At 41.5% G+C, this 13,109-nt stretch carries 7 protein-coding genes; 4 read left to right on the top strand and 3 right to left on the bottom strand.

The genetic code is table 11. The features are described from left to right. Positions 1-11: 11 nt before the first annotated feature. On the bottom strand, positions 12-2,114 hold the full coding sequence (locus BLT18_RS13205; RefSeq protein WP_091274949.1) for a S8 family peptidase: 2,103 nt from the start codon (positions 2,112-2,114) through the stop codon (positions 12-14). Between the two features lie 350 nt (positions 2,115-2,464). Next, entirely contained in the window at positions 2,465-3,493 is a 1,029-nt protein-coding gene (locus BLT18_RS13200) for a C40 family peptidase (protein ID WP_091274946.1), read from the bottom strand. 560 nt (positions 3,494-4,053) lie between these two features. Here BLT18_RS13200 and BLT18_RS13195 point away from each other — a divergent pair. Together BLT18_RS13195 and BLT18_RS13190 are read left to right on the top strand one after the other, a co-directional pair. Continuing rightward, positions 4,054-4,863 (top strand): DUF6612 family protein, encoded by an 810-nt coding sequence (locus BLT18_RS13195; RefSeq protein WP_091274944.1) that lies wholly within the window; start codon positions 4,054-4,056, stop codon positions 4,861-4,863. Positions 4,864-5,689: 826 nt separating this feature from the next. Beyond that, entirely contained in the window at positions 5,690-9,355 is a 3,666-nt protein-coding gene (locus BLT18_RS13190; protein ID WP_091274941.1) for an S-layer homology domain-containing protein, read from the top strand. A gap of 376 nt (positions 9,356-9,731) precedes the next feature. On the opposite strand, the gene BLT18_RS13185 is transcribed toward BLT18_RS13190, so the two are convergent. After that, on the bottom strand, positions 9,732-10,829 hold the full coding sequence (locus BLT18_RS13185; protein WP_091274938.1) for an integrase core domain-containing protein: 1,098 nt from the start codon (positions 10,827-10,829) through the stop codon (positions 9,732-9,734). A 1,049-nt stretch (positions 10,830-11,878) separates the two neighbouring features. On the opposite strand from BLT18_RS13185, the gene BLT18_RS18685 reads away from it, so the two are divergent. Both BLT18_RS18685 and BLT18_RS18550 read left to right on the top strand, forming a co-directional pair. Continuing rightward, on the top strand, positions 11,879-12,052 hold the full coding sequence (locus BLT18_RS18685; RefSeq protein ID WP_091274935.1) for a carbon storage regulator: 174 nt from the start codon (positions 11,879-11,881) through the stop codon (positions 12,050-12,052). Positions 12,053-12,225: 173 nt separating this feature from the next. Continuing rightward, positions 12,226-13,109 (top strand): flagellin N-terminal helical domain-containing protein (locus BLT18_RS18550; RefSeq protein ID WP_245705274.1); only part of this gene is annotated, 884 nt, incomplete at its 3' end.

Here is a 13,109-nt window from a genome sequence, read left to right as displayed (position 1 = left end):
CGGTAAATAAACTAGTTGTGAATCAAGTGTTCGCCAAACCCGTAAAACACACTGGCAAACTGCGCACGAGAGAGGGAGTTGTTTGGCCGGAACGTTTGGTTGTCATAGCCTTGCACGATGTTGTGGCGGGCCAAGTAGCCGATTGTATCATAGCCGGTTGTCGTTTCATCCACATCGGTGAATCGATTTGTACCGCTTGCTTCATTCACATCAAACACACTGCCTAAAATCGCTGCCATTTGTCCGCGAGTAATCGGGCGGTTGGGCTGGAAATATCCATCAGCAAAGCCGGAGATAAACCCGGCATTCACCGCGTGAGCGATATAGCCAGAACCAAAGTAAGAAGCATCGACATCAGGGAAATCTGTGTTGCGCGGTGTGCTGTCCCATCCTAAAAAGCGTCCGATAACAGCTAATGCCTGCCCGCGTGTAACAGAGTCATTCGGGCGGAATTCATCATTGCTGCCTGTCATAATGCCGCGTGCAGCAAGCTCGGTGATTGGTGTGACCGCCCAAAAGTTGTCATTCACATCGGCAAATGACGGCGCCTGCTCGACCACCTCGGGCCATTGAAAGGCGGTGTTTTCTGCTGGCGGCGAGTCATTGTCTTCAATCGTTACCGAAACAGCTTCACTGCGGTTGGACTCACTGCCATCCGCATACACAGCGCTCACTTCATATTCATATGTTCCAGAAGAGAGGCCTTCATCGATAAATGCTGTTTCCTCTGTTACTTCTGCGTGCTGCACGCCATCACGATACACGTAATAAGACGAGACATCAGCATCATCAATGGCTGTCCACTCCAACGCAGCAGCAGCTGAGCCATCGTCGTTATAGGACGGCGAAGCTTCTAAATCAAACGTCACGTTATTTGTTGGTATATCGTCGATTGGATGTTCATCAATATCATCTTCTTCAGGCTGTTCGGACCCGCCGCTGTTCTCATCATCAGGATACGTCCCGTCACGCACGACCTCGCTGTCACTAACGTCTGGCATTTGCAGCAGGCCGTATCCGAAGCGGCTGTCACGTCCTGGTTCCCCTAAATCTTCGGCTTCTTGATGAAGCATGCTGCGCAGTTCATCGGGTGTATGCTCAGGATATGCTTCTTTTAAAATCGCCAATGCACCGCTTACAAATGGAGTGGCCATCGATGTGCCGCTGAGAGGGCCGTATGTATTATCTTTGTATGTACTCACAATGTCTACGCCTGGTGCGGCGATCTCGACCGTTTTTCCTGATGCAGAAAAGTATGCCCGCTCTTTTTGCTGGTCAACCGCACTAACAGCAACAACAGAACCATAACGGGCCGGATATTCCACACGTCCGCTAGAAGTGTCTCCTTCCCCGCGGTTGCCGGATGCTGCTGTAATAATAATACCGTCACGGTAGGCATCATCAAGCATCGCTTCAAGCGGCCGGGAGTCGGTTAATGTGCCAAAACTCATATTGATGACATCAACATCCTGCTCCATAGCCCACTCTAATCCGTCCAGTATTTGTGTAATCGAGCCATTGCCGCTGTCATCAAGCACTTTGACCGCATACAAGTCCGCACGCGGCGCTACTCCCATCAGTCCCGATTGAGGCTGATTGGCCCCAATAATGCCTGCAGCATGGGTGCCGTGGCCGTTATCGTCATCATATGAATCGGTATAATCCACCGCTGCATATCCATCTTCTACCTCTAACGATGGGTGGGACGTGCTGATGCCGGTATCAATCACTGCAACATCCACATCCGCTCCGGTAAAGCCATGCTCCCAAGCAGCCGGTGCATTTGTCGCTTCAAGCCCCCAGTTTTCCGCGTCTGCTGCCTCGGCAGAAACACCGACCATTTCATCAGGCTCTACATAAACAATGCCGGCAGACGCTGCCAGAGCTTCTGCTTCTTCTTCAGTTAATACGGCTTCCATGGCATTAATGCTCTCCCACACACTGCCAATTTCACCACCAGCGTCTTTGACGACGTCTTCTTGTACGCTGTCTTGAAAACCTACGACATACACATGTTCGTTAGAATCAGCCCCGGCGTGCTCTGCCGATACAGCCGCCGGGAAGGAAACAAGCAAAGCAGCCGCCGCGCTTATTGTCCACCTTCGTTGTCGCATAGATACTTCCCCGCTTTCTTCATATGGAAATTGTCCCCATATGTTATCGTACAACAGCCATTCATAGATTGATAGAATCAATCTATGAACATAAGGAAAAAATAGTTATTTTTTAAAAATGGATGTTTAAAACATAAACGAGGGGGTAATACTTTTACTAGAAAGATAAATGCTCACTCCCCCCTCTTGATTGGAGTGCCCGCTTCTTACGATAATAGGATAACGCGAAGAACAAAAAAGGAAGATGTGCCTGCCCCTGTTTCATAGATACATGGCTGCCCCCACCATGTTTGTTTGGCTTTCTTCCATAAAAAAAGACCCGCCAATGGGCGAGTCTGAAAGAGCCGGTATTAATCGTTCAAAGCGTTATCCATAAAGACGGAGAAGTGGGCACGTGTTGTTTCCCGGTTCGGTTGGAATTCTCCATCCGCATTTCCGTTTGCAATACCGCTTCCGGCGACAGCTTGAATATGTTCATAATATGGATGGTCGCTGCCTACATCCACGAATTCTCCGTCGTATTCCACCCCTTCAAGGTCAAAGGCAGCGTGGAAAACAACAGCCATGTGCTGGCGCTTCATTGGTTCACTTGGCATAAATTCCCCGTCTGAGTTACCGTTTAAAAGGCCGGCTTCTTTGACGGCTTTAATGGCAGCCGCGTGAACGTTGCTGCTGCTGACATCGTTAAATCCAGTGTCTGTTCCTTCTTGCGGTAAATCAAGGGCACGAGCAAGAAGAGAAGCTGCTTGCGCTCTTGTTAAAGCTTTTGATGGTTTGAATGTGCTGTTTTCATAGCCTCTAATAATACCGTCTTTTGCTAGTGTTGTAATACTGCCGTACGCCCAAAAGTCTTCATCTACGTCGTGGAATTCACCTTGCGGAAGCGGCTCGAGCGTTTCTGATTTAACCGCTTCTGTTTCATCTTCAAGCACGCGCTTTGCTCCAGCGTAACGGCTTCCCCAATAGTATGGATCATCTACTTTGGAGATGCTGACCCCTTTGGAAGAAGCAGAGTGAATAAACTTTCCATTTCCTATGTATATCCCGTTATGTGTAATCGATGAACCGTTCCCGGAGAAGAACACCAAATCTCCTTTTTTCAAGTTGGACTTGCTTACAGAATCTCCTACGTTGTATTGCTGAGACGCTGTACGAGGCAGGTCAACTCCCTCTTTTTCGAAAACGTAGCCGATAAAGCCGGAACAGTCAAATCCGCTCGGTGTTGTTCCTCCGTAACTGTAAGGTGTTCCCATATGTTTTTTTGCTTCTGCAATAATGCCATCTGCTTTGGAGTTCGCATCAGCCGACAGCGGCTGCATCGCAAAGACAGACAGCAGCAGCACGAAACTGCACAATGCTGCAATACTCTTTTTGACCACAATGGCCACCCCTTTCTTTCATTAAAAAATGGTTGCTTGCCTAACATGTGTTAACTTCTGCTTAGGACACAAGGTGTGTGCGACTTTTGGCAGAAAGTACGTAAAGGTCGATAATGCACTGATGTGTTGTATGTAACGTTTCATTGTTTCTAAGATTATGTCGAGGCTTGTCTAACTGTATCTCTTTTAAACACAATTCATAGTCTAGCATCTAAGAATCTTCTGTGATTTTACATTTGTGTAACAAGATAAAGACAAAATGATACAATTATCACCAATATCCCGCGTTTTATAGGAAAAAAGTGACAAGTTAATACATGAAAACAGTGCTTTTTGTCACTGGTACGATGGTTGTAACAGAGGGGATTCTTCTTGTAACACAGATGTAACAAAGCGGACTTGTGTCACATAATTGTCAAAATATACATTGATTTGACAGCCAATAACAAGTGATATATATATTCATTACGATGACAACAGCAATGGCCTTTGCCTTTTATGGACGAGGCTTGTAAAATACAGGGTGCGACTATTAATTATGAAAAAGCAGGAGAGACCCTATGAAGATAGCGAAAAAAGCGGCTGTACTTGCAGCTGGTGCCAGCGTGGTGCTGCTAAGTGCATGCGGCGAAGAACAATTGCCAGAAGATGTATACAAACAGTCCATTGAGGAAATGGAGCAGATTGACAGCGTATATTTCACGCATTCTGACACGCTCAGTGCCGAACAACAAACCGTTTCAAGCTTTGCGCGCGGGGCAGTGCAATATGATGAACCCCTGCAAGCGTACATAGAATCGAACATGAATGTGATTGATGTCAACGAAGCAGTAGAGCTGGACTTTCGTGTGAACGGAGACGATGTAGAAGTAAGAGAAAACAAAGAATGGGAAGATCATGATACCAACGCAGACGAGCTGCAGCCGCTCATCAAGCCAACAGAAGATATGCGCTTCTTTCTTGAATTTGAAGACGAGTTTCTGATGAAAGAGGAAGAAGAGTATTACGAAGTATCGTTCAAAGGAACCGATGAAAGGCATGTGTCATTAGTAGAAAAGAAACTGCAAAGCTTAGGTGTTATTGATGGAGACGGCCTGGGGGAAGAGGAGCAGTCATCCATTCAGCTCGACCGCATTGATATGGCGGCCTACATTAATAAAGACGACATGCGCCTGCGCGGCTATGACAGCCGGTTTACGTTTACGATTGAATTAGCCGGTGAGCTGCAAACCTTTAATGAAACATCGAGTGTCCGCTACGACGATTACAACGAGGCAGAAGGTGATTTAGAAACGTTTATCGAGGAAAAGATAAAAGAAATTCAACAAGAACAAATGCAAGCAGAAGAAGAGGAAGACAACGAAGAATAATAAACAAAACAATGAATAATAGGAAGAAAAGCAGTCTGTGTCACTATGATGCGCAGGCTGCTTTTTTTGCTGTTTCGTATGAGTGATCTGTGACATTTCATATTTTTACATAAATAACTGTACTCTTTCACAGAACGTGCAGCATACTTCTCTATTTGAAGCATACCCTTCGTTGTGTGTGATAGAGGCTGTGTATGCTTTTGGAAGGAGTTCTTTTTTCTTAGAAGCGGTTGTCCCCCTTCATCCCCGCGTACGGTGTATGCAGGACAGACGATGGAGCAACCAATGGCTCATTTTTTATAAAAACGTAATATTTGCGTGACAGAACTGTAACTTGTATGTTTCAATATGTAAGGTGAGGGAAACATTGGAAAAACAAAAAGAGACGATAGACTCTGTTGCCAATTTAAAAATGTCGTTCCAAGAAAAACGATATGTAAAACAAAAGCCGCGGTAATCTATGAAAATTATCTAAATAATTTTTCTTATGGGTAGTAAATATGAGTAGAATGTAGTAGAATTCATTGTAAAATGTGTACAATAATTGCCGTATTCTGTTCAATTATCCATTATATTACAGTGCATTTAGCACTTGTGCAGGGTGTTTGACAGCCTAAAAACTGGCAAGTATAATAATTTTTGCAGTTTTTGAGAAAAAACGGAAATTATATCATTCTAATGTAGGATATGCGAACGCTTCTGTATTCCGATGACCCGACAATAGATCGTTGAGGAACCAGATGGCGTGATCGTCTCTGAACATTAGAAACTAGTATTCTACTAATACTAGAGTAGAGTACCTAATAAAAAGGAGGAAGATTTGCAAATGGCTTACCAACCTAAGTCTTACCGCAAGTTTCTTGCAACATCCCTTTCTGCTGCCGTTGTAGCAAGTGCTGCACCAGCAGTCGTACAACAAGATGCTCAAGCAGCTGAATCTTTTACCGACGTATCCAACGATTATTGGGCGTCTGAAGAAATCCAACGTTTGTCTGACCAAGGCGTTATTAATGGTTACCCTGACGGTACATATGCCCCTGGTGCAGAAATCAAGCGTGGTCAAGTAGCAGAACTTCTTGTAAGAGCGTTTGATTTGGAAGTAGATGAAAACGCGTCTGCTCCATTTGAAGACCTTACAGACGACAGCTATTACACTCCATACGCTGCAGCAGTGAAAGAAGCCGGCCTTATCAAAGGTCGTGAAGACAACACTGTATTCGCAGGCGGCATGGATCTTTCCCGCCAGCAAATGGCGACTATCCTTGTGCGTGCTTTCGACCTTGAAGACAAAGGCGAAGACCCAGGCGTTGTAGACATTGACGAAGCAAACGCCAGCCATAAAGAAAACATTGAAATCCTTGCTCAATACGGCATTACCAATACAGCAGACGGCAAATTCCGTCCAGGCGAAACAGTAAACCGTGCGCAATTCGCTGTATTCCTTGACCGTGCACTAGAAGTTGCCGAGCCAACTGAAATTGCAGGCGTAAGTGCGCTTACTGAAGATGGTCACGTACTTCAAGTTGACTTCACTAGCCCTTATCGTGAGGAGCTTGACCGCAGTGATATCCGCATCTTTGAATCTGCAAGCCTTGAGCGTGTAGGTGTAGAGAGTGTAGAACTAGCATCTGATGGTATGTCTGCAGAAATCGTTCTTTATGACGATGAAGATAACTATGAAATTGAACGTCTTACAGAGTACACTATCCAACTTGGAGATTTAGAAGATACTTTCGTTCGTCCAGCTTACCTTGATGACGACGATTATGCTCGTGTTACAGAAGTTGATTCTGAAGAGCGTGAAATTGAAGTTACTTATGGCGACTCCGATAATCCTGAAGCAGAGTCTGTTACATTAGATGTACCTGAAGACTTTGAACTTAACTTCCAAGAAGCTCTTGGTCAAGAAATTCGTGTATGGTTTGACTCTGATGATGTAGTACAAGATTTTGAACTTATCACTCATGAAGATGTTGTTTACGATGCCATCGAAGTAAATAAAGACGATGAAATCGAAACTGTAGATGAAGGCACAAAGTATGACCTTGCTGAAGACGTAGTATTCATCGTTAATGATGAAGCTGGTTCTGATGATGGTGAGGTAGTTGCGGAAGGTCAAGATGAAGTTGCAGACTTAATTGACGAAGAGTACGACTATGCAAAAATTATCTTTGATGACAATGGCGATGTAGCACGTGTTTATGCTTATGACCTAGAAGAGGACCCAGTGTTGGTTGAAGAAGTAGATGGCAACTACATTTTAGGTCAAGATGATAACGAGTTAGATCTTGAAGATTACATCATTGTTAAAGATGGTAAACAAATCTCTATTGATGACATTGAAGAAGGCGATTTAGTATTCTTTAACGAAGATGCTTATGATGGAGACGGGTTCGCCGTTGTTTATAACAATACAGTCACAGGTGAAATTGAAAACGTCTTTGAAGACAGCTTTGAAATTGATGGAGAAAGATACGATTACGTATCCGACGATGAAGTACGTGCGAAATATCTTGATGAGGACGGAGATTTTGAAGACCTCGATGAAGATGAAGCACAAGAGCTTCAAGCTGGTGGAGAAGTAACATTATACCTTAACCATAAGGGTGACTTAGTATACGTTACTGGTAACACTGAAGAAGTTGCTTCAAATGATAATCATCTCTACCTTCAAGATGGAGTTACTCCATACTTTGATAACCTAGACAATGACCGTGTTGAAATCGAAGGTGTGAATGCAGATGGGGACTCTTCCCTTTATGACTTTGCACTCAGTCAATTAGATGAAATCACGGTTATTGATGGCGACTCTGAAACAGAATTTAGAGTCAATAGAGACTTCCCAGGTGATGACTCTGATGACCCTGAAGAAGTTGATGAATTTGTATTTGCGAAATCATTCACTGACAATGAAACTTTTGACACAGACATCGACAATAGAGAAAATGCTAGTTTCATTCTTGCAGTAAATGATGATGAAAGTTATGCAGAGGTAGTTGTCGACCTAGATGAATACCTTGAAGAGAATGAGGATAACGATAGAGTTCGTAACATCCTTAATGTTATTGAAGATGACGATGGCAATGTAACTGAATTAGAATTTAACCAGAACTCTCAGGTTCTTGAAAGTGCTATCGATGAAGATGATAGTTTTGCAGATGGTTACCGTTTACAGGACAGCACAGTTGTCTATGACGTATCTGATGCTGATGACTACAGTGACCCTGACACTGATGATGTAGACGTAACTACTTGGGGCGAACTAAAAGAAGATGGCGTGGACATTGGTGCTGAGGAAGCTGTTATCTATTATGATGAAGATGGAAACGTCACTCATATCGTTGCATACGAAGACACTGTAGCTAATGAAGAAGACGTTTATGCTCTCATTACAGATGTTGCAGTATCCGATGGAGATGTTGTACGTATCACTGCTTTAGTAGAGGGTGAAGAAGTAACGTACGACGTAAGTGATTCCGACATTAATGTTGAAGAAGGAACTCTTGATAGACTTACTATCAATGAAGCAGGAACAGTTGTTACTGACGTAGCCACCGATGAATATTACCATGAAGGTAATGGAATTGTTACTGATGTAAGTGTTAGTAATAATGAAATCGAAGTGGACGGTGAGACTTATGAATTGGAGTTCACTGATGCAGTATATGATGCAACTGATTCCGATGAAGATGACTGGTCAGCAGAATCACTGCGTGACATTGAAGTTGGAGATGAAGTAAGTGTAGCGTTGACAGCTGACAATAGTCGCTTTGCTGAAGCTGTAGTTCTTTGGGAAGAAGATGTTGCAAATGAGGGCGACGACAGTGGTAGCGGTGATGACAACGGTAGTGAAGAATCCTTAACAGCACCAACAGTCTCTGTTTCTGATGATAATTTAGAGGATGGTGTCTTCGACGCTGAGGAATACACTGAGGCTAATGCTGAAGCAGTAGATTTCGTGATAGACTTTGAAGAGTCTGAAGTAGAAGCAGGAGATACTATCACTGTTACAGTTGATGGTTTTGAATTTGCTACTGAAGAACTTGCATCAAGTGACCTACTTCGTGGTACAGTGACTTCTACACTAGATCTTTATGGTCTTGATGATGGTGAATACACTGTAAAAGCAACTGTAACAAGTGGCGACGAAACTTCAGATGCTACAGGCGATGACAATGACTTCGATTTTGAAATTGATACTGAAGCACCAACAGTGTCAGAAGCTGCAGACGGTACAAATGATAATACAACATTTGACGTAGAATTTAGCGAAAATGCTTCAGGCGTAGCTGTGGTTGATGAGGGTACGGGGGCTGGTGTAACATTTGATGCGTCCGTCAACGCTCAAGCAGCTACTCTAAACACAGAAGATGGTGCTAATGATGGAGAGACAATCGAATTCACAGTTACCGATGAAGCAGGAAATGAAGTAACATACACTGCTACTTGGAATGAAACTGATAGCACTTGGGGACTTGCAATTGCTGAATAATAACCGAAACGTTACTTCATAACTTCATTAATTGAGGGAAAGAAGTGAAGAAAAGACACCGAGTACAGACACTGAGTCTTACTTCGGTGTCTTTTTCTTGGTAGAATGCCTGTCACTGCAAAAAACATATCTAACAAATGTTTTATAAGAAGGAAGTTGTACCCTTCAAAAAGTCCATCCGTAACTAAAAACAGCTAGTACCTACTAAAATATGTAGAAGGTTATTGATAAAAAGGGGGGAAAAGGGAAGATTTTTAGAAGCGTCTAGTAGAATGTCTTCATTAGATAAAGCCAAAATTAAAATAAGACATGACAAACAAGCCTTGTAAAAGCATTTTTTAAAGGCTGGAGTTTAAGAAAAGTTGGTTTATGTTGTCTAAGCAACTCTTTTGTATGTATGGTAAAGTCCATTCAGCACAGGAGTTGCTTTTATTTTTATATTTTTTAAATCAGTAGGTATATATTCAGGTGATGGAACTGGTGTCTTACCGTTTATTCCTTGGTGTGTGCGTTCTGTATTGTAATATTGTTCAATGTATTCTGTCAGTAACTGCTCTAAATGCGTTTCGTTTAATGGAATAATATGATCCAGCAATTCTCGCCGTAGCGTGCCAATGACTCTTTCCGCATACGGATTTTGCCAAGGTGATTGAAACGCCGTTCTTTTTGTAGTAATTCCTGATGAAGTTAAAAAACGTTGAAATGCTTTGGAACGGAAGATGCTGTCATTATCATGGATAAGATACTTAGGTGCTTTTCCATAAGGTGTAGCATTTCTAAATTGTTGAATCATCCATTCCGCGGTTGGATTGGTTGTTACTTCAAAATGGATAATCTTACGAGTTTGGTGATGAATAATGACTAAGCCATAGAGTACATCAAAAGTTAAAGTCGGAATGGTAAAGAAGTCGGTAGCCCAAGTATCAGACTGATGATTTTTGAGAAAAGTTTTCCAAGACTGCATTTGTTTTTCAGTAGGTGGTTGACGCGTACTAGGGAGATATTTAGAAATCGTATTTGGTACAGGAGGTTTCTCAATTCCTAGCAGCTTGAGTTTTTCATGAATTTTCTCAGGTGATAACAACGGATTTTCTTGATGTACACGCTTTATAAGGTGAATCGTTTCACGAGATATTTTCGGTCGCCCAACCTTCCTTGATTTTCTTTTCCAATGAAATGTAAAAGCTGTTCGATGCCATTTAATAACTGTGTCAGGTTTGACAAGAATAAGGTGGGACTTCCACTGCTTCAAATGCATAGAGAGGAAAAGCCATAGTTGTCTAAAAGCAGGTGTTGGCGTTGGTTTAGGCAGTTTTTGTTTGTCACAGCGTTGGATGTAAAGTGCAAGTTGGCTTCTGAGGGCAATATTTTCTAATTTAATATCATGTGAGGATTTAAAGTAAAGTTTCAAAAAATATAAGAGGTAGTGCATCCATTCTTTTAAGCATAAAAATAATGAACGAGATAAAGACATAACAAGATTCCTTTCTAATTAGTTTGAACATTACCGTAATTAGTGGCTGTTTATGGCAATAGCAGTGGACAAATTGTTGGAAAAGCAGAATACCTGTTCAAAATTATGCTGGCGGAGGCTATACGTTAAACACTAAGCTGCTTTTGTATATTCATAGGAAATAACGAACAAACATAATACTGTCTATTACATGAGCTGATTGCCGAATACGTCAAATAAATTTTAAGCTTTTGATTTAATTAAAATCTTATTTAGTCTTTTTTCTTCATAAATGTATGTTGGAAATCTGTAAATCGTACGCTTATGCTTGTAGTTCGAATTTATGAAGTCGCCTCTTTACCAGTTGATAACAGCTCTCTAATTGTTTAAATTCTTTTTCTTCTAATGTTCGCATGTGGCAGATTTTATTTCTGATTGGAGTGAGTTGATAAAGTTGTTTGCGTTCTGTGGCAGTAAAGAATTTTTGTAAGGGAGAGTGTTTGGCGAAGTAAGGAATTAATTCATGATAGTAGCAGGTTGAAAATGTATGTTTTTCTCCAGTTTGCTGCTCCCAAGCTGTACCGTAGGCGGACAATAATTCACGGGTTATTGTTTCACGTAGGCTCATTTCAATAGCATACAAGTATTGATAGGATTGAGTCATAAAAGACACAGTGTTCAATTGATATCACCGTCTTTTCTAGGAATTATTCTTAAATAAACGGGAGATGTAAAAGAAAGCATTAGTAGGTTATCTACATATATTATAGGTGAAATTTAAATTCTAGCAATCTCCTTTTATGTACATTTATTTAATTAACTTTTTCTTTAAATAATTGGTATAGTTAATAGATTTTTTTATTTAGAAGGAAATACTTACAGAGGAAAGTATCAAAATGAACGAAAGGATACTTTTAATATCAATCACATTTCCCAAGTAGGAAATGTACCCCACTGTATAAAAAATTACATATTAAAATAAAAAGTTTAACAAAAAACAAGTTCTTAGTCTTAATGTTTTTATGTTATGACCGATACAAATAGTAGATAACATCAAGGAGGATGGGTGAATTACGGGGTTAGTTGTAGGAAGGCAATCTGGAGAAAGCATTATCATTGGTAATAACATTAAGATTACCATGCTTGAACAAGATAAGGAGAAAGATATCTTTAGGTTAAAAATCGAGGCCCCAAAAGATATTCCCGTACTCCGAGAAGAAATTTATGAAGACTACAATAAGTAAGTTTACAGAAACGAAGTAGTTTCAACTAATTTTGTCAAATCCTCAAGGTAGATACATAGCTTTCAAGGATGGAAGCAAGAGATCTGGATGAACTCTTATTTATCTTGAGATTTGAAATATATTAAAAGTTCTACACGGACGTAGAACTTAAAAATCTATGGAGGGATTTTAGTATGATTATTAACAACAACATTCCAGCGATGAATACTCATCGTCAAATGGGAATCAATCAACAAGCGCAACAAAATTCTATGGAAAAGCTTTCTTCCGGCCTTCGTATTAACCGTGCTGGTGATGACGCAGCAGGTTTAGCGATTTCCGAGAAAATGCGTGCGCAAATCAATGGTTTGGATCAAGCATCCCGTAACGCACAAGATGGTATTTCCATGATTCAGACTGCTGAAGGTGCACTTAATGAGACACACTCTATTCTTCAGCGTATGCGTGAATTAGCAACACAAGCATCCAACGATACAAACGTAGAAGTGGATCGTGAAGAAATTCAAAAAGAAATGAATCAATTGACCTCTGAAATTAACCGAATCGGTAATACTACTGAATTTAACACGCAAAGCTTGCTAGACGGTGGACGTGAAATTACTGCCAATGCAGAAATTTCTGCTGATACCTTAACAGGTGGTAAAGTAGCTGCAAATGTTAATGCTACAGCTACTGAAAATAGTACTGGACAAGACGCAGCACAAGCAGAAGCTACAGGGACCATCGGTGGGTCTAACGACTTTACCATTGAAGCTGGAATTTCCAATGAAAGTACAGGTAATATTGATATTACCTTTGCAAATTCAAATGGCTTGGGTGCTGGAAATGAAACAGCATCGTTTAATACTGCGGGGGATGAACTTACTATTACTTTAGATGATGCAATAACTTATTCAGCTTCTGACATAGAAGGACTAATTCAGGGTTCAGATGGTGACACTAATAAACCTTCTGGATTAGATATGACTGCCTTTAGTGTTACTGCTGAAGGATCTGATTCAATTGACGGAGGATCTGCTACTGAAACGCTCTCATTAAGTGGCGGTCAAGATGCAGT

This window comes from Alteribacillus persepolensis, from assembly GCF_900099605.1.
Taxonomy (GTDB): Bacteria; Bacillota; Bacilli; order Bacillales; family Marinococcaceae; genus Alteribacillus; species Alteribacillus persepolensis.
Note: the sequence above shows the minus strand (reverse complement) of the source record. Positions and strands in the feature narration are given on the sequence as shown.

Coding starts and splice junctions, on each gene's coding strand:
- BLT18_RS13205 (WP_091274949.1), bottom strand. CDS start 2,114: ATGCGACAACGAAGGTGGACAATAAGCGCGGCGGCTGCTTTGCTTGTT.
- BLT18_RS13195 (WP_091274944.1), top strand. CDS start 4,054: ATGAAGATAGCGAAAAAAGCGGCTGTACTTGCAGCTGGTGCCAGCGTG.
- BLT18_RS13190 (WP_091274941.1), top strand. CDS start 5,690: ATGGCTTACCAACCTAAGTCTTACCGCAAGTTTCTTGCAACATCCCTT.
- BLT18_RS13185 (WP_091274938.1), bottom strand. CDS start 10,829: ATGTCTTTATCTCGTTCATTATTTTTATGCTTAAAAGAATGGATGCAC.